Genomic DNA, 23,735 nt, shown 5'->3' on the forward strand with positions numbered 1-23,735 from the left:
GCGGCGAGGAGCGTCAGGGCCAGTCGTCACCGGCGTCCAGGCGCCGGTCGAGCAGTTCCGCCAGGGGCAGAGACTCGCCGTCACGGCCACCCCGGCCGACCACCAGCGGCGGTGGGACCGGCGGGCAGACCGTGCCGAACAGCAGCGCACGCAGACTGTTCGGCACGGTCAGCAGATAGAAGTTCCCCCTGGTGTCCACCGCCCGCGACCGCCCCCGGTCGACGTACCAGCCGGTCAGCCCGGTGCGGTAGCGGTGCCGCCCGTCGTACGACGTCACCCGCAGCCGCTCCGGGCGCAGGCCGCGCGCGGTCGCGTCGGCGGCGAAGCGGTGCACCAGCTCCGCCGCCGCGGCCTGCTCCACGGCCCGGGCCCGGGACTCGGCCTCGGCGTGCGCGTGCACCGCCCGCCGCCGCTGCTCCCGCCAGTCCTCGTCGCCCGCCATGGCGCTCACCGTACGCCGCCCACCCGGGGAGGGCTCAGGCCAGTCCGGCCCGACGCAACGCCTCGGCCATCGCGTCGTTCGCCGGCCCGGTCGGACCCCGGCCCTGCCGCTGCTGCGGCCCGCCACGCTGTCCACCCCGGTCACCGCGACCGCCGCCGCGTCCACCCTGGCCACCACTGCCCTGCCCGCCGCCGTCCCGGCCGCCCCGGTTCTCCCGACCGGCCTGGTTCTCCGGACGGCCCGGGTTCTCCCGACCACCGCGCTCGCGCGTGCCGCCCCGGGCGGCCTCCGCGTCGTCGTCCAGCCGCAGCGTCAACGAGATGCGCTTGCGCGGTACGTCCACGTCCAGCACCTTGACCTTCACCACGTCGCCGGACTTCACCACCTCGCGCGGGTCCTTGACGAAGGTGCGCGACATCGCCGACACGTGCACCAGACCGTCCTGGTGCACCCCGACGTCGACGAAGGCGCCGAAGGCGGCCACGTTGGTGACCACGCCCTCCAGCACCATCCCCGGCGTCAGGTCACCAATCTTCTCGACGCCCTCGACGAAGGTGGCGGTCCTGAACTCCGGACGCGGGTCGCGCCCCGGCTTCTCCAACTCGGCGAGGATGTCGGTGACCGTCGGCAGACCGAACGTCTCGTCGACGAAGTCGGTGGCCCGCAGGCCGCGCAGGATCGCCGACCGGCCGATCAGCGTCCGCAGGTCCTGCCCGGTGGTGGCCAGGATCCGGCGCACCACCGGGTACGCCTCGGGGTGCACGCTGGAGGAGTCCAGCGGGTCGTCGCCGTCGGGGATGCGCAGGAAGCCGGCGCACTGCTCGAACGCCTTCGGCCCGAGCCGGGGCACCTTGCGCAGGTCGGAGCGGCTGCGGAACGGCCCGTTGGCGTCCCGGTGCAGCACGATGTTCTCGGCCAGCCCGGCACCGATCCCGGAGACCCGGGTCAGCAGCGGCGCGGAAGCGGTGTTCACGTCCACCCCGACGCCGTTGACGCAGTCCTCCACCACCGTGTCCAGCGACCGGGAGAGCTTCACCTCCGACAGGTCGTGCTGGTACTGCCCGACGCCGATGGACTTCGGGTCGATCTTCACCAGCTCGGCGAGCGGGTCCTGCAACCGGCGCGCGATGGAGACCGCGCCACGCAGCGACACGTCCATCCCGGGCAGTTCCTGCGCCGCGTACGCGGAGGCGGAGTAGACCGAGGCGCCCGCCTCGGAGACCATCACCTTGGTCAACCCGAGCTGCGGGAAACGCTTGATCAGGTCACCGGCGAGCTTGTCGGTCTCCCGGCTGGCCGTACCGTTGCCGATCGCCACCAGCTCCACCCGGTGCGCCGTGGCGAGCCGGGCCAGCGTCTCGATCGAGGCGTCCCACTGCCGGCGCGGCTCGTGCGGATAGATCGTGTCGGTGGCGACCACCTTGCCGGTGGCGTCCACCACCGCCACCTTCACCCCGGTCCGCAGACCCGGGTCCAGACCCATCGTGGGCCGGGCCCCGGCCGGCGCGGCCAGCAGCAGGTCGCGCAGGTTGGTGGCGAAGACCCGGACGGCCTCCTCCTCGGCCGCCTGCCACAACCGCATCCGCAGGTCCGCGCCGAGGTGGATGAGGATCCGGGTACGCCACGCCCAGCGCACCGTGTCGGCCAGCCACCGATCCGCCGGCCGCCCCTGGTCGGTGACCCCGAACCGGCCGGCGATCGCCGCCTCGTACCGGGTCGGTCCGGTGACCGTGTCGGCGTCGCCGTCGGCCTCCGGGTCCATGGTCAGGTCGAGCACACCCTCCTTCTCGCCCCGGAACATGGCCAGGATGCGGTGCGAGGGCAGCTTCGGGTATGGCTCGGCGAAGTCGAAGTAGTCGGCGAACTTCGCGCCGGCCGACTCCTGCCCCTCGCGTACCCGGGCCACCAGCCGGCCGCGCGACCACATCTGCTCGCGCAGCGTGCCGATCAGGTCGGCGTCCTCGGCGAACCGCTCGATCAGGATGGCCCGCGCCCCGTCCAGCGCGGCGGCGGCGTCGGCCACCCCCTTGTCCGCATCGACGTAGCCGGCGGCGGTCTCCCGGGGGTCCCGGGCCGGGTCGCCGAGCAGCGTGTCGGCCAGCGGCTCCAGCCCCGCCTCGCGGGCGATCTGCGCCCGGGTCCGCCGCTTGGGCTTGTACGGCAGGTAGATGTCCTCCAGGCGGGACTTCGAGTCGGCCGCCATGATCTGCGCTTCCAGGGCCTCGTCCAGCTTGCCCTGGGAGCGGATCGACTCCAGCACCGCCGCCCGCCGCTCGTCCAGCTCCCGCAGGTAGCGCAGGCGCTCCTCGAGCGTCCGTAGCTGGGTGTCGTCGAGCAGCCCGGTGGCCTCCTTGCGGTACCGCGCGATGAACGGCACCGTGGCGCCGCCGTCGAGCAGCTCCACGGCCGCGCGTACCTGGCGCTCGGCGACGCCGAGCTCCTCGGCGATGCGCTGATCAACTGAGAGGGTCACGATGGGCTCCGCCTTCTGGTGTGGGTTCCGTGGTGCATTCTGCCGGGCTACCGTGGCGATCATGGAACCACCTGTGGAGCCGCGCGCCCGACGTCTCTTCGGCGGCAGCGCGCGCACCCTCGGCGACCTCGCGAGCAGCCCGTTCCGCGCGGACCGGGACCGCATCGTCGGCTCGCCGTTCTTCACCCGTCTGGGCGGCGTCACCCAGGTGGTCAGCCCCGGCGGGTCCGGGCTGCTGGTGCACAACCGGCTCACGCACAGCCTCAAGGTCGCCCAGGTGGCCCGCGCGATCGCCGAACGCCTCACCGCCGACGGATGGCAGCGTGACCTGGTGGAGAAGCTGGGCGGCTGCGACCCGGACGTGGTGGAGGCCGCCGCGCTCGCCCACGACCTCGGCCACCCGCCCTTCGGGCACCTGGGCGAACGGGTGCTGGACCGGCTGGCCCGGCACCGGCTCGGCCTCACCGACGGCTTCGAGGGCAACGCCCAGTCGTACCGGATCGTCACCTCGACCGAGATCCGGGGCGCGGCCACCACCGGTCTGGACCTGACCGCGGCGGTCCGGGCGGCGATGCTGAAGTACCCGTGGACCCGACTCGACCACCCGGACCCGCACCCGCGCCTGATGGACCCGCCGCCGCGCGGCGCCACCCCGCCCCCGGACGACCCGGACAGCGGTTCGGCCAAGTTCGGGGCGTACCGCACCGAGCTGGAGGACCTGCGGCAGGCCCGCGCGCCGTTCGCCGGTCGGATCGCCGACTGGCAGCAGACCGTCGAGGCGTCGGTGATGGACACCGCCGACGACGTCGCGTACGCCATCCACGACGTGGAGGACTTCTATCGCGTCGGGGTGCTCCAGCAGGGCGCGGTCGCCGCCGAGCTGATGGCCTGGCAGCGGGAGGGCGGCAGCCTGCGGGCCATCACCGACGCGGCGTTGCAGACCTCGGCCCGCCGGCCCGGCTCGGCGATCGAGCGGCTGCGCCGCCAACTGCACCGCAAGGACGCCTGGATCGCCGACGACGACGCCTTCGCGGCGGCCGTCGAACACGTCCGGGAGGAACTGGTCGAGGGCCTGCTGGCGGTGCCCTTCGACGGCTCGATCGAGGCCGAACAGTACGTCGCCCGGTTCTCCGCCCGGTGGACCGACCGTTTCGTGGACGCGATCACCGTGGTCGAGCAGCCCGGCATGCGCTCCGGGCACGTGCTGCTGGCCCCGGCGCAGTGGCACGAGGTGCAGGTGCTCAAGTTCGTCCATCACCGGTTCGTGCTGGCCCGCCCCGACCTGGCACTGCACCAGCGGGGTCAGGCCCGGCTGCTCGGCACCCTGGTCGAGGCGCTGTTGGAGTGGCTGCTCGACCCGGAGGAGGAGTCCCGCCTGCCCCGGCGGCTGCACGACCTGGTCGAGTTGGCCGAGGCGGAGCTGCACCCGCGTACCCCGGACCGGCTCGGCAAGGCGCGGGGCCGCGCCATCGTGGACTTCGTCGCCCAGCTCACCGACGGTCAGGCGGTGGCGATGCTGGACGCCCTCTCCGGTCGCTCCGGCGCCCTCTGGACCGACGCCTTCGTCCTCTGACAGATGCAAGGAGGGGTCCCTTCCTAACGCCTACGGCATAGGAAGGGACCCCTCCTAACAACAGCGAAGAGCTCAGGCGACCGCCTGCCACCAGCCGTCGACCGACGGCGGGTCGTCCACCACGACCCGCTCGCCGGGTCGGGGCACGGCCAGCCGGACGTCGCGGGCCTTCGCCTCGGCCCAGAGCCGGTCCACCGGCTCGGACCAGTCGTGCAGCGCGAGGTTGAACGTCGCCCAGTGCACCGGCACGAACAGCCCGCCGCGCAGGTCCAGGTGGGCGGCGACGGCCTCCTCCGGGAACATGTGGATCCCCGGCCAGGCCCGGTCGTACGCGCCGATCTGCACCAGCGTCGCGTCGAACGGCCCGTACGCCGCCCCGATCTCGGCGTACCCGTCGAAGTAGCCGGAGTCCCCGGTGTAGTAGACCTTCCGCTGCCGACCGGCGACCACCCAGGAACTCCAGAGCGTGCCGTTGCGTCGCAGTCCCCGGCCGGAGAAGTGCTGCGCGGCGGTGCAGGTGATCTCCAGGTCGGCCACCCGGTGCGTCTGCGACCAGTCCAGTTCGATCACCCGGTGCGCCGGCACGCCCCACCGGTCGAGGTGCGCGCCGACGCCGAGCGGCACCAGGAACGGCGCCGACTGGCGGGCGGTCAGCTCCCGCACGGTGGCCATGTCGAGGTGGTCGTAGTGGTCGTGGGAGATCAGGATCGCGTCGAGCTGCGGCAGTTCGTCGAGGCGTACCGGCGGCTCGTGCAGGCGACGCGGACCGACCGCGTCCGACGGCGAGCACCTGTCGCTCCAGACCGGGTCGAGCAGCACCCGCCGGCCCTCGATCTCGATCAGCGTGGAGGCGTGGCCGTACCAGACGAGGTTCAGCTCGCGGGCCCGGTCGACGTCCGGCGCGGGCGTCGGGCGGACCAGCGGCACGGCACCGGTCGGCCGGCGCTGCTGCTTACCGAAGATCATCTCGCGGAACAGGTTGCTGTCCGGGACGGGCGCCGTCCGGGTGCTCGCCCGGTTGTGGAACGTCCCGTCGTGGAACTGCGGCGACCGGGCCGCCCGTTCCGCCCGCGCCCCGGCCAGTCGGCCACCGAGCGCGGCCGGTACGCCCCGGGCCGCCCACGCGAGTCCGGCCAGTCCGGCCAGCGCGGCCACCCCGGCCACCGATCCCGCGATCCGTCGGCCGGTGACTCGTCCCGTCTGCTCCTTCGGCGCGCGCATGGTTGCCCCCCTCTGCTGATCCCCGCCGTCCACGGTAGCCCTCGCCGCCCGGTTCAGCCGTGGATGCCGGGGCTGTCCGGGGGATGCTCGCGGGCGGCCAGCCGGTCGGCCAGGTCCAGCAGCCGCCGACCCAACCGGGCCCGGGCCTGCACGGCGGGGTGGGTCGCCCCGAAGTCGTCCGCCCTCGGTTGGCCGGCAGCGAAGAAGGCGTACGTCAGCCGGGGCGTCCCGGCCGTGTCGAAGATCACCCCGGCCTCGTGCCGGGCGTCGCGGAACCAGCCGGCCTTGGTGGCGATCCGGGATCGCTCGGCCGAGGACATGGTGCGCCGGATGCCGTCGGTGAACGCCACCGGTGAGCGCAGCGACCGCAGCACGAACGCCGTCGAGGCGGGGGAGAGCAGGGTGCCGCCGACGAGCGCCCGCAACAGGTCGTGCGTCTCGCGGGCCGTACTGGTGCCGAGGTGGAACCGGGGCGAGTCGGCCACCGGCTGCACGGACGTGTCCGGGAAGCCCTTCGCCACCAGGATCCGGTTGACCTCGACGGCCGGGCAGACCAGCGCGCAGAGCCGCACCGCGACGTCGTCGGAGACGGTCAGCAGGTTCGCCAGGACGAGCCCCACCGTCACCCGGCTGGGGTACGCGCCGGCCAACCCGAAGATGCCGTCGCCGCCCGGCGTGACGGTCTCGGCGGTCACCTCGACCTGCTGGTCGAGGGCGAGCCGGCCCCGGTCGACCGTGTCGAGCACCGCCGTCGCCACCGCGATCTTGTTGACGCTGTACGCCTCGACCGGCAGGCTCGCCGACTCGTCCACCGCGACCACCGGGCCGCCTGGTCCGGCGAGACTGACGTACGCCTGCCAGTCGCCGCCGGCCCGGACCCGCTCCCGCCGGTACGCCGCCCGGACCCGTGCCGCGATCCGGCTCAGGTCGGCCTGCGTTTCATCCGGATCGCGAATGATCCACTCCCGTCGGCCCGGGGTCCGTCACGGACACCCTAGACCCGGCCCGTGGCGACCGGTCACGGAGTGAGGACCGCCTTGACGCAGCCGTCCTCCTTGCGCTGGAACATCTCGTACGCCTGCGGGGCCTGGTCCAGCGGCAGCCGGTGGGTGCGCAGGTCCGAGACACCGAGCGGGTCCTCGTCGGTGAGCAGCGGGACGATCTCGTCGATCCACCGGCGTACGTGGCACTGGCCCATCCGCAACTGGATGCCCCGGTCGAACATCTCCATCAACGGCAGCGGGTCGACCTCGCCGCCGTACACCCCGGAGATGGAGACCGTGCCGCCGCGCCGGACGGCCTTCAGCGCGGCCTTGAGCACGACCAGCCGGTCCACCCCGGCCTTGTCGATCATCGGGTCGGCCAGCTTGTCCGGGAGCAGCCCGGCGGCGGCCTGGGCGAACTTGCCCAGCGGCGCGCCGTGCGCCTCCATGCCCACCGCGTCTATGACCGCGTCCGGGCCGCGCCCGTCCACCAGCTCGATCAGGGCACCGGGTACGTCGTCGAGCTGGGACACGTCGAGCACCTCCACCCCGTGCCGACGGGCCATCTCCAGCCGCTCCGGCACCAGGTCCAGCCCGATCACCCGCTCGGCACCGAGCTGCCGGCCGACCCGCGTGCAGAACTGACCCACCGGGCCGAGACCGAAGACGGCCAGCGTGCCGCCGGGCGGCGTGTCCGCGTACCGGACGGCCTGCCAGGCGGTGGGCAGGATGTCCGACAGATAGAGCCAACGCTCGTCCGGGCCGTGGTCCGGCACCGTGATCGGACCGAAGTCGGCGTGCGGCACCCGCAGGAACTCGGCCTGCCCACCGGGCACCGAACCGTAGAGGGAGGTGTAGCCGAACAGGGCCGCGCCCTTGCCCTCGGCGGTCACCTGGGTGGTCTCACACTGGGCGTACAACTGGCGCTGACACATCCAGCACGACCCGCAGGCGATGTTGAACGGCACCACCACCCGGTCGCCGGGCTTGAGCCGGGTCACCCCCGACCCGACCTCCTCGACGATTCCCATCGGCTCGTGCCCCAACACGTCACCCGGCTTCAGGTACGGCCCCAGCACCTCGTACAGGTGCAGGTCCGAGCCGCAGATGGCGGTGGAGGTGATCCGTACGATCGCGTCGGTCGGCTCCTCGATCCTCGGGTCGGGCACGGTCTCCACCCGTACGTCCCGCTTGCCCTGCCATGTCAACGCCCGCATGTCGGTACCCCCTGAGTCGTCGCCTGAGTGGCTGCTACCCGACCCGACGCGCTTCAACCGACCCCGACCCCGCCTCCCTCCCGCCTCCCGCCTCGTCATGATCCGCACAACTACCTGTCTCGCCCTCGTCGACCGAGGGGCGTCGATCATGGAGTGGTGGTGCCAGTAAAGCCGTCCAAATCGCCACAGAACCGCAGCCGCAACTCCATGATCGGCGCATGCGGCGGGGTGTCGTGGTGCGGGTGCGGGTGCGGTGTGGGTGTGCGAACGGCCGCCGTGCCGGGGGTGGCAGGGCGGCCGTTCGACGTGGCCAGGTGCGGGGGCGGGCCCGACAGGTCGGGGCCCGGCGGGTCAGGTGCCGGGGGTGTCGCTCCGCGTGGTGGTGGCGGCCAGGTAGTCGCGGTTCAGGCGGCCGATGGTGGTCAGCGGGATGCCCTTCGGGCAGACCACGGTGCACTCGCCCGCGTTGGTGCAGCCGCCGAAGCCGGCCTCGTCGTGCGCGTCCACCATGCCGATGACCCGGGTGTACCGCTCGGGCTGGCCCTGGGGGAGCAGCGAGAGCTGGGTGACCTTGGCGGCGGTGAAGAGCATGCCGGAGCCGTTCGGGCAGGCGGCCACGCAGGCGCCGCAGCCGATGCAGGCGGCCGACTCGAAGGCGGCGTCGGCGTCGGCCTTGGCCACCGGGACCGAGTGGGCCTCCGGCGCGCTGCCGGTGGGGGCGGTGATGTACCCGCCGGCAGCGATGATCTCGTCGAACGAGTTGCGGTTGACCACCAGGTCCTTGATGACCGGGAAGGCCCGGGCCCGCCACGGCTCGATGTCGATCGTCTCGCCGTCGGAGAACTGGCGCATGTGCAACTGGCAGGCGGTGGTGCCGCGCTGCGGCCCGTGCGCGTCACCGTTGATCATCAGGCCGCACATGCCGCAGATGCCCTCGCGGCAGTCGTGGTCGAAGGCGACCGGCTCCTCGCCGGAGAGGATGAGCCGCTCGTTGAGGACGTCGAGCATCTCCAGGAAGGACATGTCCGGTGAGACGTCCTCGACCTGGTAGGTCACCATCCGCCCCTTGTCCTGGGGGCTGGACTGACGCCAGATGCGCAGGGTCAGGTTCACTTGTAGCTCCGCTGCGTGGGGTGGACGTATTCGAAGTTCAGGTCTTCCTTGTGCAGCACCGACGGCTGCCCGGTGGCGGTGAACTCCCACGCGGCGACGTACGCGAAGTGCTCGTCGTCGCGCTGGGCCTCACCGTCGGGAGTCTGGTGCTCGGCGCGGAAGTGGCCGCCGCAGGACTCCTCCCGGTGCAGGGCGTCGATGCACATCAGCTCGGCCAGCTCGAAGAAGTCGGCGACCCGGCCGGCCTTCTCCAGCGACTGGTTCAGCCCCTCGCCGTCGCCGGGCACCCGTACCCGCTGCCAGAACTGGTCACGCAGCGCGCGGATCTCGTCGATCGCCTTGCGTAGCCCGGCCTCGGAGCGCTCCATGCCGCAGTGCTCCCACATGATCTGGCCCAGCTCGCGGTGGAACGAGTCCACCGTGCGGTCGCCGTCGATCGCGAGCAGCCGCTGGATCCGGTCCTCGACGTCGCGACGCGCCTCGACGGCCGCCGGGTGGCTGCCGTCGACCTGCTCGAACGGGCCGGCGGCCAGGTAGTTGGCGACCGTGTTCGGCAGCACGAAGTAGCCGTCGGCCAGCCCCTGCATCAGCGCCGAGGCGCCGAGCCGGTTCGCGCCGTGGTCGGAGAAGTTCGCCTCGCCGATCACGAACAGGCCGGGGATGGTGGACTGGAGGTCGTAGTCGACCCAGAGGCCGCCCATCGTGTAGTGCACGGCGGGGTAGATGCGCATCGGGACCGCGTACGGGTCCTCGCCGGTGATCCGCTCGTACATCTCGAAGAGGTTGCCGTACTTGGCCTCGATGGCCTTGCGGCCGAGACGCCCGATGGCGTCGGCGAAGTCGAGGTAGACGCCGAGCTTGGTCGGGCCCACGCCACGGCCCTCGTCGCAGACGTACTTCGCGGCCCGGGAGGCGATGTCCCGGGGCACCAGGTTGCCGAAGGAGGGGTAGATCCGCTCCAGGTAGTAGTCCCGCTCGTCTTCCGGGATGTCCTGCGGGTTGCGGTCGTCGCCCTTGGTCTTCGGCACCCACACCCGGCCGTCGTTGCGCAGCGACTCGCTCATCAGGGTCAGCTTCGACTGGTGGTCGCCGGAGACCGGGATGCAGGTCGGGTGGATCTGGGTGTAGCACGGGTTGGCGAAGTACGCGCCCTTGCGGTGTGCCCGCCAGGTGGCGGTGACGTTGCAGCCCTTGGCGTTGGTGGAGAGGTAGAAGACGTTGCCGTAGCCGCCGGAGGCGAGCACCACCGCGTCGGCGAACTCGGTGCTGATCTCGCCGGTGACCATGTCCCGGACGACGATGCCCCGGGCCTTGCCGTCGATGATGATCAGCTCCAGCATCTCGTGCCGGGCGTTCATCTCCACGTTGCCCAGGCCGATCTGCCGCTCCAGCGCCTGGTACGCGCCGAGCAGCAACTGCTGGCCCGTCTGGCCGCGGGCGTAGAAGGTGCGCTGCACCTGGGCGCCGCCGAAGGAGCGGGTGTCCAGCAGGCCGCCGTACTCGCGGGCGAACGGGACGCCCTGGGCGACGCACTGGTCGATGATGTTCACCGACATCTCGGCCAGCCGGTGCACGTTCGACTCGCGGGAGCGGAAGTCGCCGCCCTTGACGGTGTCGTAGAAGAGGCGGTGCACCGAGTCGCCGTCGTTGCGGTAGTTCTTGGCGGCGTTGATGCCACCCTGCGCGGCGATCGAGTGGGCCCGGCGCGGGCTGTCCTGGTAGCAGTACGACTTGACCCGGTAGCCCTGCTCGCCCAGCGTGGCGGCGGCGGCACCGCCGGCCAGCCCGGTGCCGACCACGATGACGGTCATCTTGCGCCGGTTGGCCGGGTTGACCAGCTTGGCCTCGAAACGGCGGCGTTCCCAGCGGGTCTCGATCGGCCCGTCGGGAGCCCGGGTGTCGGCGACCGGGTCGCCCTCGGTGAACAGATCCATGGTCAGGACACCAATCCGGTGAGTACGGCGAACGGGACCAGGAGGTAGCCGGCGCAGAGCACGACGGCGAAGGTCAACGCCACCAGGCGGGCCCGCTGCTCGCCACGGGGCGTCTGCTGCCCGAGGCTGCGCAGCGCGCTGAAGATGCCGTGCCGCAGGTGGAAGCCGAGCGCGACGATCGCCAGCGTGTAGAAGAGCGTGACGTACCAGCGCGCGGGCGCGAAGTCGGCCACCACGTTGGCGTACGGCCGGGACGGGTCACCGACCGGGTTCAGCGTGCCGGTGGTCAGGTCCAGGATGTGGTAGATCACGAAGAGCAGGATGATCACGCCGCCCCAGCGCATGGTGCGGGCGGCGTAGCTGCCCCGGACCTTCTTGCGGTGGGCGTAGCGCACCGGGCGGGCGGCGCGGGCGCGCAGCGCGAGGACGGTGGCCGCCCAGATGTGGCCGAGCACCGAGACCAGCAGGCCGATCCGCATGATCCAGAGGAACCAGGCGTGCGGCAGCACCGGGCCGCCGATTCCGCGCAGCCAGTGCGCGTAGTCGTTGAACGACGTGTCGCCCGCGAAGACCTTGAGATTGCCCAGCATGTGCGCGATGAGGAAGAGCACCAGGAAGATGCCCGTCACCGCCATGACCGCCTTCAGTCCGACATTGGATCGGATGGGCGACCGCGTTCTCGTCGTGACTACCACGAGCCCGACGCTAGGAGCACTTTGATCAGTCGTCCAATGCATCGACACCGCAGTCTTGATAGCCATAAGCTATGTAGATGCAGCTCCATCAGCTGAAGTACTTCGTAGCAGTGGCAGAAGTACGACATTTCACCCAGGCAGCCGACATCGTCGGCATAACTCAGCCCTCGTTGAGTAAGCAAATTCACGCTCTGGAGGACAGCCTCGGTGCGCCGCTGTTCGAGCGGGTAAGGGGGAACATCACTCTCACCGCCGCCGGCGAGGTGCTGCTCCCGCTGGCCAAGCGGATCCTGGCCGACGTCGACACCGCCACCCGGGAGGTGCAGGAGCTGGTCGGCCTGCGGCGCGGCCGGGTACGCCTCGGCGCCACCCCCAGCCTGGCCACCTCGCTGGCCCCGCCGGTGCTGCGCCTGTTCCGCGACGCGCACCCCACCATCGACCTGCGGGTGGAGGAGGGCGGCTCCCAGGACCTGGTCCGTGACCTGCTCCGCGGCGACCTCGACCTGGCGTTGATCATCATGCCGGCCCAGGGCACCGACCCCGGGCTGCGCGCCGACCCGATCCTGCGGGAGAGCCTGGTGGTCGCCTCCGTCGACCCGCTGCCGACCGCCTCGACCGGCGACGACCTGCGCATCACCGACCTGCGCGACCAGCCACTGGTGATGTTCCGCGAAGGCTACGACCTGCGCGACGCCACCCTCCAGGCGTGCCGTGCCGCCGGGTTCGAGCCGACGCTCTCCGTCGACGGCGGCGAGATGGACGCCGTCCTCAGCTTCGTCGAGGCCGGGCTGGGCGTCGCCCTCGTACCCGGCATCGTGGTGGCCCGGCGACCCGGCATCCGGGTCACCCGGCTCGCGCCCCCCGGGGTCCGCCGCACCATCGCGGTGGCCCGCCGCCGCGACGTGGTGCCGACGCACGCCGGCCGCGAACTCCGCCGCATCCTGCTGGAGTACGTGCAGACCGCCACCGCCGACGCGCAGCTCCCGCCCGGCGTGGAACCCCTGGCCTAGCCGCTCTCCGCGTCGTCCATGGCGCGATAGATGCGCTGCTCGGAGACCGGGTACGGGGTGCCCAGCGCCTGGGCGAAGACGTTCACCCGCAACTCCTCGATCATCCAGGGGATCTGCCGTACCGCAGCCGAGGTCCGCCGGGCCACCGGCAGCGCCGCGACCATCTCGTCGTACTCCCGTTGCACCACCGCGACCCGGTCCTGCTGCTGCTTGTCCCGCTGCGGGTTCGCCGCCAGCCGGTCCATCCGCCGCTCGATCGCGGTCAGGTAGCGCAGCAGGTCGGGCAGGCGGGCGTACCCGGCCTCGGTGATGAACCCGGCGTGCACCAGGCGGGTGAGCTGGGCACGGATGTCAGCCAGGGCGGCCACCACGGCCAGGTTCCGGGTCGCGCCGAGCCGCTGCTGCACCGCGTACGCCGCGCCGAGCACCGCCCTGACCCGGTCCATCACCTCCACCACCGTGTCCACCAGCCCGGCCCGCACGGTGTCCCGCAGCGCGGCGAAACCCTCGGCGTCCCAGGCCGGTCCACCGGCGTCGCCGACCAGCTTGTCGATCGCCGCCCCGGCCGCGTCCTCGATCAACGCCTGCACCCCGCCGTGCGGGTTGCGGGACAGCGACAGCTTCGCCTCGTTGGAGAGCCGCCCCTGGAGGAACTTCGCCGGTGACGGCACGGTCAACCGCAGCAGCCGTCGGGTGCCCGCCCAGTGCGCGGCCTCCTGCTCGCCGGCCGAGTCGAAGACGCGTACGCCCACCGTGGCGCCCTCGTCCACAAGCGCCGGGTACGCGGTCACCGCGTACCCGGCCCGGACCTGCTCGATGGTGCGCGGCAGGGTGCCGATCTCCCACCCGGTCAGCCCGGTACGCGCCACGTCCGGTGCGGCGGCGGCCACCACCTGGCGTACCTCCGCCTTGAGCCGGCGTTGCAGCTCCGGCAGGTTCTTGCCCTCGGCGACCGGCTTGTCGTCCTCGCCGAGCACCCGGAACGTGACCCGCAGGTGTGCCGGCAGCCGGCTCAGGTCCCAGGCGTCGCGGGGGACCGTCACCCCGGTCATCCGCCGCAACTGCCGGGTCAGCGCGTCCAGCAGCGGCTCCTCGCCGGGGGTGATCGCGGCCAGCGCGGCGCGGGCGTAGTCCGGCACCGGTACGAAGTTGCGGCGCACCGGCTTCGGCAGCGACCGGATCAGCGCGATCACCAACTCCTCGCGCAGCCCCGGCACCTGCCAGTCGAAGCTCTCCGCCGGCACCTGGTTGAGCAGCGGCAACGGGATGTCCACGGTCACGCCGTCGGTCGGGGTGCCCGGCTCGAAGGTGTACGTCACCGGCAGGCTGACCCCGTCGGCACTCCACGAGTCCGGGAAGTCTGCCTCGTCCACCCCGCCCCGACCGGCGTTGACCAGCAGTTCCCGGGTGAACGTCAGCAGGTCCGGCCGCTCGCGCCGCGCCGTCTTCCACCAACTGTCGAAGTGCCGCCCGGAGACCACGTCGGCGGGGATCCGCTCGTCGTAGAACTGGAAGATCGTCTCGTCGTCGACCAGGATGTCCCGCCGCCGGGCCCGGTTCTCCAACTCCTCCACCTCGGTCAGCAGTCGCTGGTTGTCCCGCCAGAACTGGTGGTGGGTGGACCAGTCGCCCTCGACCAGCGCGTGCCGGATGAACAGCTCCCGGCTCAGCGCCGGATCGATCCGACCGAAGGTGATCTTGCGGGAGGTGACCAGCGGTACGCCGTAGAGCGTCACCTTCTCGTACGCCATCACCGCCGCCTGCTTCTTCTCCCAGTGCGGCTCGCTGTAACTGCGTTTCACCAGGTGCTGGGCGAGCGGCTCGACCCACTCCGGCTCGATCCGGCCGTTCACCCGCCCCCACAGCCGGGACGTCTCCACCAGCTCGGCGGCCATCACCCAACGCGGCGGTTTACGGAACAGCGCCGACCCCGGGAACAGCCCGAACTTCGCCCCCCGGGCCCCCAGGTACTCGTGCTTCTGAGCGTCCTTCAGGCCGATGTGGGAGAGCAGACCGGGCAACAGCGACTGGTGCACCCGGGGCGTGTCGATCTCCTCCGGCAGGTCCGCGTTCGGCGTACGCAACACCTGGCGCAACTGGCTGACGATGTCCTGCCACTCGCGTACCCGCAGGTAGTTGAGGTACTCGGCCTTGCACATCCGGCGGAACGCGCTCGACGACAGGGCCCGTTGCTGCTCGCGCAGATGACGCCAGAGATTGAGGTACGCGACGAAGTCCGACTCCTTGTCGGCGAACCGGGCGTGCGCCTGGTCCGCCTGCGCCTGCCGGTCGGCGGGCCGCTCCCGGGGATCCTGGATCGACAGCGCCGCGGCGATCACCATCACCTCGACGGCACACCCGTTGCGCTCGCCCTCCAGCACCATCCGGGCCAGCCGGGGGTCGACCGGAAGCTGGGCGAGACGCCGCCCGAGCGCGGTCAGCCGGCGGTCCGGGTCGGACTCCGTCGGGTCCAGGGCACCCAACTCGTGCAGCAGGTTCACGCCGTCGGCGATGTTGCGCCGATCCGGCGGGTCGATGAACGGGAAGGCGGCGATGTCGCCCAGCCCGATGGCGGTCATCTGAAGGATGACCGAGGCCAGGTTGGTGCGCAGGATCTCCGGGTCGGTGAACTCGGGGCGGGCCAGGAAGTCCTGCTCGTCGTAGAGCCGGATGCAGATGCCGTCCGAGGTACGCCCGCAGCGGCCCTTGCGCTGGTTGGCGCTGGCCTGCGAGACCGGCTCGATCGGCAGCCGTTGCACCTTGAGCCGCTGCGAGTAGCGGGAGATCCGCGCGGTCCCCGGATCCACCACGTACTTGATACCCGGCACGGTCAGCGAGGTCTCCGCCACGTTGGTCGCCAGCACCACCCGCCGCCCACCGTGCGGGGCGAAGACACGGTGCTGCTCGGCGACGCTGAGCCGGGCGTACAGCGGCAGGATCTCGGTGTGCCGCAACGCCGGGCGGTTCTCGACGAGCCTGCCCAGCGCGTCGGCGGTGTCCCGGATCTCCCGCTCGCCGCTGAGGAACACCAGGACGTCGCCGGGCCCCTCGGCGGCCAGTTCCTGCACCGCGTCACCGATGGCCTGGACCTGGTCGCGGACGTTCTCCTCGTCCGTGTCGTCGGCGTCCTCGTCGACCTCGACCAGCGGCCTGTACCGCACCTCGACCGGGTACGTCCGGCCGGACACCTCGACCACCGGCGCCGGCACCCCGTCCGGGTGCTCGGCGGTGGGCGGCCCCGCGAAGTGCCGGGCGAACCGGTCGGTCTCGATGGTCGCCGAGGTGATGATCACCTTGAGGTCGGGGCGACGCGGCAGGAGCTGCCGGAGGTAGCCGAGAATGAAGTCGATGTTGAGGCTGCGCTCGTGCGCCTCGTCGATGATCAACGTGTCGTACTGGCGCAGCATCCGGTCGGTCTGCAACTCGGCCAGCAGAATGCCGTCGGTCATCAGCTTGACCAGGCTGTTCTCGCCCACCTGATCGGAGAAGCGCACCTTGAAGCCGACCACGTCACCGAGCTGCGTGCCCAACTCCTCGGCGATCCGGTCCGCGACCGTACGCGCCGCCAACCGCCTCGGCTGGGTGTGCCCGATCAGCCCGTGCACCCCACGGCCCAACTCCAGGCAGATCTTCGGCAACTGGGTGGTCTTACCCGACCCGGTCTCCCCGGCCACGATCACCACCTGGTGATCACGGATCGCCGCCGCGATGTCGGCCGCACGCTCGCTGACCGGCAACTGCGGCGGGTACGTCACCGTCGGCACCGCCGCGCGTCGGGCCGCCAGGCGCGCCTCCGCCTCGGCCACCTCGACCACGATCTCGGCGAGCGTCTCCTCCCGACGCTGCGGATCGCGCACCTTCCGCAACCCGTCCAGCCGCCGACGCAGCCGACGCTGGTCGCGGAACATCAACGGCGAGAGACGACGGTGCACCTCGCGAACCGGATCGGTCGCGGCGGTGGTGGCTTGATTCTGCATGTCGTGCCCAAGGATAGGCAGCGACCCGCCGACCCGCCTCCTGGTTACCCACCCGCCCGCGTGAAAGGAAGGGCCCCTTCCTAACGCCTCAGGTATAGGAAGGGTCCCCTCCTAACACCGAGCGCGCCTGCGCCGTGCGTGCCCTGCGTCGTGCGTGCCCTGCGCCGTGCGTGCCCTGCGCCGTGCGTGCCCTGCGCCGTGCGCGCCTGCGTGGAGCGCGCCTGCGTCGAGCGCGTACAGCGCGGTGCGCGTCCTGCGTCATGTGTGCCTGCGCCGCGTGGGCGTAAGAGGAGCGGCGGTCTATCGTTGACCGCCGAGCCGGAGCGAGTACGGGAACGCCGATGACGATGCGTGACACCGACCGGGCGCTGGTGCAGGCCGCCAGCGCCGTGGCCAAGCTGCGCTGTCGCAGCGCCGCCCACACCCTTGCGGCGGCGGCCCGCACCGTCGACGGGCGGATCGTCTCCGGCGTGAACGTCGTGCACCCCACCGGGGGTGCCTGCGCCGAGGTGGTCGTGGTGGGCACCGCAGCGACCCAGCTCGCGGGCGACCTGGAGACCATCGTCACTGTGGGCGATCGCGGTCGGAGTCTGGTTGCCCCCTGCGACCGGTGCCGGCGGCTGCTCGCCGATCACTTCCCGGCGCTCCGGGTGATCGCCGGCCCGCTGGACACCCCGCAGGTGTACGAGATCACCGATTCACCCACCACGCCCGAGTAACCCTCCTTGCCGGGCCCTAGCGCGCGCCCTCATGATCCGCGCAACTTCATTGATACTGCTGCCTCCGGGAGTGGATGAGGCAGCAACATCGGTGAAGTTGCGCGGGTCTTGCAGTAGGCCGCATCGGCGCGTACCCGATCACGCCGCCTGGCAGGTTAGGCCGGGAACACTCCAGATCAACAGACCTGCAGGTCGGGCCGTTTCGACAAGCGGATCGAGACATTCCCGGCAGTGGGAGCGGGCCTCTTCGTCCCGAGAGGGCCAGCGGTCAGGGGCGGTGGGAACGGGCCCCTTCGTCGTCCGGAGGAGGCGGGCGGTCAGGGGCCGCACCGTGGGGTCGGTCTTGCCGGGGAGAGGCAACTCAGAGGGGCGGCGTGGGGTCGGTCTTCGGCGGGGGAGAGGCAACTCAGGGGCGGCGTGGAGGTCAGTCTTCAGCGGGCGAGGAGCCAGGTCAGGGGCGGCGTCGCGTGAGTGCGTGGCGGAGTTCGGCGAGGAAGCCGTCGACATCGTCGCGGAGGCGCGTGGCGGTGACGTGGAGTACCAGCCAGCCGGTGCCGAGCAGGCGGTTGAGGCGGCGTCGGTCGCGGTGGAACTGCTCCGGGTCGTGGTGCCGGAGTCCGTCGTACTCGACGGCCACCCGATGCTCGGGCCAGGCGAGGTCGACCCGGGCGATGAACCTGCCCACGGGCTCCACGACGAATTGGGTGACGGGTCTCGGCAGTCCGGCCTGCACGATGCGTACCCGCAGGCGTGACTCGGGCATCGACTCGGCCCCGGGGTCGGCGAACTCGACCACCCGCAGGTACGTCGAGGAGTGGTGACCGGGATGCCGGCGTGCGAGCCGATCTCGTCCATCGACACGTCGGCGCGGTGCACGGTCAGACCCGCCACCGGCCCGAGCCGCCGGTCGGTGGGGACCAGGACGTCTATCGGCTCGTCGACGCGGACCTCGCCGACGCCGAACGACGCGGCGGCACTGCGGCCCGCGACCGCCGCGCCGGGTGGGCGCACCAGCCGCGCCGCGCGACAGCGGGTACGGTGCGTCACCGCGAGTTGGGCGTCGACGTAGACGTCCCGGAAGAGCCGTCGCCAGGCTTTGCTGCGCAGCTCGGTACGGGTGAGTAGCCCACCGGCCACCACCTCGGAGCCTCGGAAGAGTCGCCCGCGTAGTTCCGGGGGCCGTCTGGGAGATACCGGCATCGGCACACCCTGGACGGGCGCGCGGCGTCTCCGCTGTCCCTGTGGACAACCTGTCGCCCGCTGACAGCCCCCGCCCGTGGACAACGGCAGCCGACATCGGAGCAACGTGGTGCCAGCCGAGAACCAGGCGCCCTCGGCGGCCAGTGGACCCGTCGGCGGCCACTGCGTCGCCGGGCCTGATCCGCCGCTGGGCTGGATCCCGGTGGGCCGTGGCAGCGGTGCACCCCGACTCGGCGGGCGGGTGGTCCGGCACCGGCTGGCACCGGACCACCACCGAGTCCGAAGAGAAGCGGAGAACAGACCGACAACAACGGGATGATCAATTGCGGACGTGCGGACGAGAGGGGTGGGGGAGGGGACGTCAGGCGGCAGCGGACCAGATGGCGCGGAAGGCGGCGGCCTCGCCGGCCAGCCAGCGTTCGATCTCGTCGGGCCTGGCGCTGTCGGGCATCCGGTAGGTGGTGCCGCGCCGGACGTCGACCAGGACCGGCTCGGCGTGCGGCAGGACGGCGTCCATGTGGCGGGCGGTCAGGTGCAGGGCGGCCAGGGTCGCCTCCTCGCTGGGCGGCGCCTCGTCGAAGTGCAGGCGGACCGCTTGGGCGCGGCCGTCGGCGTACCGGATGCCGAAGTGGGGGTTGATCTTGATCGGTAGGTCGCCGAGCATGGCCAGGGCGTCGCGGGTCTGGGCCAGGTTGATGGTGGCCGGCTCGCCGAGCGAGTGCAGCCAGGCGGTCGCGCCGGGGATCAGGGCCTGGTAGAGCGGTCGCCAGCGGGGCTTGACCACGTCGACCACCTGGGTCAGGTGGGTGCCGCCGGTGTGGAAGGCGATGTCGGCCTTGAGTGCCTTGACGAACTGGCCGTGCGGGTTGAACCCGGAGCGGCTGGCCCGCTGCCGACGCAGGCCGCCGACGAAGCTGGCCTTGGTGGGCCCGGTGCGGCCGACGTACCGGGTGAAGCCGAGGAGGGTGGCGTACGGCGTGAGGGGGGCGGAGGTGGGCGCTGTCACGAGCATCCTCCCAGGTCAGGAACTCGATTAGTACATACATTCTAATCGACGGGTCTGACATCGCCCAGAGGAGATAAGGGGCTGATCGGACTGCTCTGGCGGGTGCGTACCGGCCAGGTTCGGAACCCTGACCGGAGCGGCGCGAACGGAGCGGTCCGCACCGTGGGTCGACGCGGCGCGGGTGCTGTCCGGCGGGCCGGCGGCGGCGTCCGGCGCGGCCCCGCCGCCACCGGGGCCGGCATCGAGGCCGCTGGCGGTGCCGGCGTCGGTGCCGGGGTGGGCGGTCGGGTCACGAGCAGCAGCGCCACCAGCAACCAGACCACCGTCGCCACCCGGTTGACCGTGGTGGTGGGCAGTCCCAGCGACCCGACGACGACCACGACCAGCAGCCCGGCGCCGAAGCGCACCACGGCGCGGTCGGTCCGGCGGCGGGACCGCCACCAGAGTACGACCAGCATGGTCAGGATCGCGGACTGCGCCACCACGCCGAGGACGCCCGCCATCACCAGTGCCTCCACCCACACCGAGTCGTAGGCGACCCGCAGGCCGTCCATGCCGAAGCCGGTCCACGGCGAGTGGGTGAACACGATCCCGGCGGCGTCGGCGAGCGTCGAGTTCTCACCGAACCGGCGGGCCGAGTACAGCGACAGGAGGCTGCCGGACTGCTCGCCGGGGGTGAGCCACGCGTCGAGGAGCATGCCGCCGATCGGCGAGTCGGGCCGCCGCGCCTGATGATCGAAGACGGCCAGGACGCCGCCGACGGCGAGGGCGGCGCCGACGCGGGTACGCCACGGCGAACCGGCCCAGGTCTGCCAGATCGCCACCGGCAGCCCGACCAGCAGGAAGATCTTGGACGCGGTGAGGAGGCCGCCGATGGTGAGGAGCACCCCGGCGGCGGCGAGCGGGACGGGTCGGCGACGCAGCAGGAACACGGCGGCGACCAGCCCGAGGCTGTACATGACCCCGGCCTCGGCGGGCTGGTTGAAGACGCCCGAGTAGCGGCCCATCGTGGCGGCCCGTTCGGCGGTGGTCACCGTGCCGGCGTCGCCGCTCCACCAGGCGGTCAGGATGTGGTCGTACGCGCCGGGGTCCATCAGCATCGCGTACGCCAGGATCGCGTTGGCGGCGAGGACGGTGACGAGCGTCCCGGCGGCGAACCGCAGCAATCGCAGCCGGTCGACGTCGCCCGAGACGATCAGATAGCCGGCGGCCAGGACGATCGCCGGCAGGAGCAGGTTGTCCAGCCCGGCCCAGAAACCGACCGTGCGCATTCCGGTGGAGAGGTGGGCGTCGCCGATCGACGCCACGGCGGCGACGACCGGATAGGCCACGAGCAGGGCGGCGAGCGCCACGACCGGCCCGGGGGCGGTCGGTAGGCGTCGGGCACGGGCCAGGAACGCGAGCACCGCGACGACGCAGACGGCGAGCTGCTCGGTGCGGACCCCGGAGACCACGTACGGGCCGAAGGACGCCGCCACGAGCACCACGACGGCGCTGTCGGCGGAGCGCTGCCCGGGTTTGATCCGTCGCCTATGTGATGGCATGTGAGCGTCGACCCCCACTGTTGAGGAACGCCCCATTTTGTGCCGACAATCCCTGGGCACGCCGACGCCCCGGAACGCTCGGCGCGTCGCGCTGCCGGTGCCCGTGGGATGGAGCGGATTCCTACAGTTGGCCGACGTCGGTGACGCGTACCACCGCTGCCCCCGCCTCGTCGGAGGCGACCAGGTCGACCTCGGCGCTGATGCCCCAGTCGTGGTCGCCGTCCGGATCGTCGAGGATCTGCCGGACGGTCCACCGCTCGCGGCCCTGTTCGATCATGAGCAACGCGGGCCCACGGGCGTTCGGGCCGGTGCCGATCTCCGGGTACGACTCGAAGTACGGCTCCAGCGCGTCCGCCCAGGCGTCGGCGTTCCAGCCGGACTCGACGTCCAGCTCGCCGAGGGCGTCCCAGTGCCGCAACGCCGCCAGTTCCACCCGCCGGAACAGGGCGTTGCGCACCAGCACCCGGAACGCCCGCGCGTTGCGGGTCACCGCGACCGGACGGTCGTCCAGGGCGGCGGCGACGTCGGGCAGGTCGCCCGGGTTGCGCAACCGCTCCCACTCGTCGATCAGGCTGGAGTCGACCTGCCGGACCAACTCGCCGAGCCACTCGATCAGGTCGACGAGTTCCTCGGTCTTGGCCTCCTCGGGCACCGTCTGCCGCAACGTCTTGTACGCGTCCGCGAGGTAGCGCAGCACCAGCCCCTCGGACCGGGACAGCCCGTAGAACTGCACGAACTCGGTGAACGTCATCGCCCGCTCGTACATGTCCCGGACCACGGACTTGGGGGAGAGCTGGTGGTCGGCCACCCACGGATGCCCCTGCCGGTACATCTCGTACGCGTTCTCCAGCAACTCGGCCAACGGCTTCGGCCAGGTCACCTCGTCGAGCAGTGCGATGCGGGCCTCGTACTCGATGCCGTCGGCCTTCATCGCGGCGACCGCCTCGCCACGGGCTTTGAACTGCTGCGCGGAGAGCACCTGGCGCGGGTCGTCGAGGATCGACTCGATCACCGACAGCACGTCGAGCGCGTACGACGGGGACTCGGTGTCCAGCAGCTCGATGGTGGCCAGCGCGAGCGGCGACAGCGGCTGGTTGAGCGCGAAGTCCAGCTGGAGGTCGACGGTGAGTCGTACCCGTCGCCCGGTCTCGTCCGGCTCGGGCAGTTCCTCGACCACGCCACCGGCCCGCAGCGCCCGGTAGATGGCGATCGCCCGGCGGATGTGCCGGCGCTGCGCCGCCGCGTCCTCGTGGTTGTCGGTGAGCAGGTGTCGCATCGCGGCGAACGCGTCACCGGGGCGGCCGATGACGTTGAGCAGCATCGAGTGGCTGACCTGGAAGCTGGAGGTCAGCGGCTCCGGCTCGGCCGACACCAGGCGGTCGAAGGTGGGCTGGCCCCACCCGATCGACCCCTCCGGCGGCTTCTTCTTGACCACCTTGCGGCGCTTCTTGGGGTCGTCACCGGCCTTGGCGAGCGCCTTCTCGTTCTCGATCACGTGCTCGGGGGCCTGCACGACGACCCGGCCGAGAGTGTCGAAACCGGCCCGCCCGGCGCGGCCGGCGATCTGGTGGAACTCACGGGCCTTGAGCAGCCGGGTACGCACACCGTCGTACTTGGAGAGGCCGGTGAAGAGCACGGTGCGGATCGGCACGTTGATGCCGACGCCGAGGGTGTCCGTTCCGCAGATGACCTTGAGCAGTCCCGCCTGGGCGAGCGTCTCCACCAGCCGGCGGTACTTCGGCAGCATGCCGGCGTGGTGCACGCCGATGCCGTGGCGGACCAGCCGGGACAGCGTCTTGCCGAAGCCGGAGGTGAACCGGAAGCCGCCGATGGCCTGGGCGATCATGTCCTTCTCGGCGCGGGTGCAGACGTTGACGCTCATCAGCGCCTGTGCGCGCTCCAGCGCGGCGGCCTGGGTGAAGTGCACGACGTACACCGGGGCCTGCTTGGTCTGCAGCAACTCTTCGAGCGTCTCGTGCAGCGGCGTCATCGCGTACGAGAAGAGCAGCGGGACCGGCCGCTCGGCCGAGCGGACGACGGCGGTCGGCCGACCGGTGCGCCGGGCCATGTCGTCCACGAACCGGGTGGTGTCGCCCAGCGTGGCCGACATCAGCACGAACTGCGCCTGCGGCAGCTCGATCAGCGGCACCTGCCAGGCCCAGCCCCGGTCGGGCTCGGCGTAGAAGTGGAACTCGTCCATGACGACCTGCCCGACGTCGGCGCGGCTGCCCTCGCGCAGCGCCAGGTTGGCCAGGATCTCCGCCGTGCAGCAGATGATCGGCGCGTCGGCGTTGACGCTCGCGTCGCCGGTGAGCATGCCGACGTTCTCCGCGCCGAACACCTCGCAGAGCGCGAAGAACTTCTCCGACACCAGGGCCTTGATCGGCGCGGTGTAGAACGTCGTCCGGCTGTCGGCCAGCGCGGCGAAGTGCGCGGCGATCGCCACCAGGCTCTTGCCGGAACCGGTCGGCGTATTCATGATCACGTTCGCGCCGGAGACGATCTCGATGACCGCCTCCTCCTGGTGGGGATAGAGGTCCAGACCGCGCTCGGACGCCCAGCTGGCGAACGCGTCGTAGAGGGTGTCGGGGTCGGCGGTCTTCGGCAGCGCGGCGGTGAGTGTCATGG

The 23,735-nt window shown here is 71.7% G+C and carries 17 protein-coding genes; 4 read left to right on the forward strand and 13 right to left on the reverse strand.

All coding sequences use genetic code 11. The features are described 5' to 3' along the window. Nucleotides 1-13 precede the first annotated feature (13 nt). Nucleotides 14-442 carry a hypothetical protein gene (locus tag ABZ738_RS11850; RefSeq protein ID WP_357212626.1) on the reverse strand — a complete coding sequence of 143 codons (429 nt, stop codon included), beginning with the start codon at nt 440-442 and terminating at the stop codon, nt 14-16. A 34-nt stretch (nt 443-476) separates the two neighbouring features. After that, entirely contained in the window at nt 477-2,978 is a 2,502-nt protein-coding gene (locus ABZ738_RS11855) for a Tex family protein (RefSeq protein ID WP_357212628.1), read from the reverse strand. On the opposite strand from ABZ738_RS11855, the gene dgt reads away from it, so the two are divergent. Beyond that, nucleotides 2,977-4,488, forward strand: coding sequence for a dGTP triphosphohydrolase (gene dgt, locus ABZ738_RS11860; protein ID WP_131052870.1), 1,512 nt, complete (start codon nt 2,977-2,979; stop codon nt 4,486-4,488). The two genes, ABZ738_RS11855 and dgt, sit on opposite strands and share 2 nt — an antisense overlap. Before the next feature lie 72 nt (nt 4,489-4,560). Here the strand turns inward: dgt and ABZ738_RS11865 are convergent, their stop codons facing one another. From ABZ738_RS11865 to ABZ738_RS11890, 6 genes are all read right to left on the reverse strand, one after another. Further along, nucleotides 4,561-5,709 carry an MBL fold metallo-hydrolase gene (locus ABZ738_RS11865; RefSeq protein ID WP_357212630.1) on the reverse strand — a complete coding sequence of 383 codons (1,149 nt, stop codon included), beginning with the start codon at nt 5,707-5,709 and terminating at the stop codon, nt 4,561-4,563. A 53-nt stretch (nt 5,710-5,762) separates the two neighbouring features. Continuing rightward, nucleotides 5,763-6,530, reverse strand: a complete 768-nt coding sequence (locus ABZ738_RS11870; protein WP_357212632.1) for a serine hydrolase — start codon at nt 6,528-6,530, stop codon at nt 5,763-5,765. A 197-nt stretch (nt 6,531-6,727) separates the two neighbouring features. Continuing rightward, a complete protein-coding gene (locus ABZ738_RS11875) occupies nt 6,728-7,909 on the reverse strand; it encodes a zinc-dependent alcohol dehydrogenase (RefSeq protein ID WP_131053377.1) in 1,182 nt (393 codons plus the stop codon). A 351-nt stretch (nt 7,910-8,260) separates the two neighbouring features. Next, nucleotides 8,261-9,022 carry a succinate dehydrogenase/fumarate reductase iron-sulfur subunit gene (locus ABZ738_RS11880; RefSeq protein ID WP_131053378.1) on the reverse strand — a complete coding sequence of 254 codons (762 nt, stop codon included), beginning with the start codon at nt 9,020-9,022 and terminating at the stop codon, nt 8,261-8,263. Next, entirely contained in the window at nt 9,019-10,956 is a 1,938-nt protein-coding gene (locus ABZ738_RS11885) for a fumarate reductase/succinate dehydrogenase flavoprotein subunit (protein ID WP_131053379.1), read from the reverse strand. The genes ABZ738_RS11880 and ABZ738_RS11885 overlap by 4 nt, the downstream gene beginning before the upstream one ends. Nucleotides 10,957-10,958: 2 nt before the next feature. Continuing rightward, nucleotides 10,959-11,651, reverse strand: a complete 693-nt coding sequence (locus tag ABZ738_RS11890) for a succinate dehydrogenase cytochrome b subunit (RefSeq protein ID WP_255446612.1) — start codon at nt 11,649-11,651, stop codon at nt 10,959-10,961. Nucleotides 11,652-11,728: 77 nt separating this feature from the next. Between ABZ738_RS11890 and ABZ738_RS11895 the strand changes: the two genes are divergently transcribed. Beyond that, nucleotides 11,729-12,661 (forward strand): LysR family transcriptional regulator, encoded by a 933-nt coding sequence (locus tag ABZ738_RS11895; protein WP_131053380.1) that lies wholly within the window; start codon nt 11,729-11,731, stop codon nt 12,659-12,661. On the opposite strand, the gene hrpA is transcribed toward ABZ738_RS11895, so the two are convergent. Continuing rightward, on the reverse strand, nt 12,658-16,638 hold the full coding sequence (hrpA, locus tag ABZ738_RS11900) for an ATP-dependent RNA helicase HrpA (protein ID WP_357212635.1): 3,981 nt from the start codon (nt 16,636-16,638) through the stop codon (nt 12,658-12,660). The genes ABZ738_RS11895 and hrpA overlap by 4 nt on opposite strands. A 341-nt stretch (nt 16,639-16,979) precedes the next feature. Here hrpA and ABZ738_RS11905 point away from each other — a divergent pair, with 341 nt between their 5' ends. Continuing rightward, the gene (locus ABZ738_RS11905) at nt 16,980-17,357 is read left to right on the forward strand and encodes a cytidine deaminase (RefSeq protein WP_131053382.1); all 378 of its coding nucleotides are present in this window, start codon (nt 16,980-16,982) and stop codon (nt 17,355-17,357) included. A 451-nt stretch (nt 17,358-17,808) separates the two neighbouring features. On the opposite strand, the gene ABZ738_RS11910 is transcribed toward ABZ738_RS11905, so the two are convergent. Then, entirely contained in the window at nt 17,809-18,153 is a 345-nt protein-coding gene (locus ABZ738_RS11910; protein WP_357212637.1) for a DUF559 domain-containing protein, read from the reverse strand. A gap of 38 nt (nt 18,154-18,191) precedes the next feature. On the opposite strand from ABZ738_RS11910, the gene ABZ738_RS11915 reads away from it, so the two are divergent. Beyond that, nucleotides 18,192-18,482 (forward strand): hypothetical protein, encoded by a 291-nt coding sequence (locus ABZ738_RS11915; protein ID WP_357212639.1) that lies wholly within the window; start codon nt 18,192-18,194, stop codon nt 18,480-18,482. A gap of 436 nt (nt 18,483-18,918) precedes the next feature. Here ABZ738_RS11915 and ABZ738_RS11920 read toward each other — a convergent pair whose 3' ends face one another. The 3 genes from ABZ738_RS11920 to ABZ738_RS11930 all read right to left on the reverse strand — a co-directional run bounded on the left by ABZ738_RS11920 (nt 18,919) and on the right by ABZ738_RS11930 (nt 23,733). Continuing rightward, nucleotides 18,919-19,563 (reverse strand): hypothetical protein, encoded by a 645-nt coding sequence (locus ABZ738_RS11920; protein WP_131053384.1) that lies wholly within the window; start codon nt 19,561-19,563, stop codon nt 18,919-18,921. A gap of 41 nt (nt 19,564-19,604) precedes the next feature. Beyond that, the gene (locus ABZ738_RS11925; protein ID WP_357212641.1) at nt 19,605-21,107 is read right to left on the reverse strand and encodes a hypothetical protein; all 1,503 of its coding nucleotides are present in this window, start codon (nt 21,105-21,107) and stop codon (nt 19,605-19,607) included. Between the two features lie 121 nt (nt 21,108-21,228). Continuing rightward, on the reverse strand, nt 21,229-23,733 hold the full coding sequence (locus tag ABZ738_RS11930) for a DEAD/DEAH box helicase (RefSeq protein WP_131055960.1): 2,505 nt from the start codon (nt 23,731-23,733) through the stop codon (nt 21,229-21,231). Between the last annotated feature and the right edge of the window lie 2 nt (nt 23,734-23,735).

This window comes from Micromonospora sp. NPDC047793, from assembly GCF_040642635.1.
Classification (GTDB): Bacteria; Actinomycetota; Actinomycetes; order Mycobacteriales; family Micromonosporaceae; genus Micromonospora.

Bases quoted from the DNA above. Each gene is read 5' to 3' on its own strand.
- ABZ738_RS11850 (WP_357212626.1), bottom strand. From the start codon at position 442: ATGGCGGGCGACGAGGACTGGCGGGAGCAGCGGCGGCGGGCGGTGCAC.
- dgt (WP_131052870.1), top strand. From the start codon at position 2,977: ATGGAACCACCTGTGGAGCCGCGCGCCCGACGTCTCTTCGGCGGCAGC.
- ABZ738_RS11855 (WP_357212628.1), bottom strand. From the start codon at position 2,978: ATGATCGCCACGGTAGCCCGGCAGAATGCACCACGGAACCCACACCAG.
- ABZ738_RS11865 (WP_357212630.1), bottom strand. From the start codon at position 5,709: ATGCGCGCGCCGAAGGAGCAGACGGGACGAGTCACCGGCCGACGGATC.
- ABZ738_RS11875 (WP_131053377.1), bottom strand. From the start codon at position 7,909: ATGCGGGCGTTGACATGGCAGGGCAAGCGGGACGTACGGGTGGAGACC.
- ABZ738_RS11885 (WP_131053379.1), bottom strand. From the start codon at position 10,956: ATGGATCTGTTCACCGAGGGCGACCCGGTCGCCGACACCCGGGCTCCC.
- ABZ738_RS11895 (WP_131053380.1), top strand. From the start codon at position 11,729: ATGCAGCTCCATCAGCTGAAGTACTTCGTAGCAGTGGCAGAAGTACGA.
- hrpA (WP_357212635.1), bottom strand. From the start codon at position 16,638: ATGCAGAATCAAGCCACCACCGCCGCGACCGATCCGGTTCGCGAGGTG.
- ABZ738_RS11905 (WP_131053382.1), top strand. From the start codon at position 16,980: ATGACGATGCGTGACACCGACCGGGCGCTGGTGCAGGCCGCCAGCGCC.
- ABZ738_RS11925 (WP_357212641.1), bottom strand. From the start codon at position 21,107: ATGCCATCACATAGGCGACGGATCAAACCCGGGCAGCGCTCCGCCGAC.
- ABZ738_RS11930 (WP_131055960.1), bottom strand. From the start codon at position 23,733: ATGACACTCACCGCCGCGCTGCCGAAGACCGCCGACCCCGACACCCTC.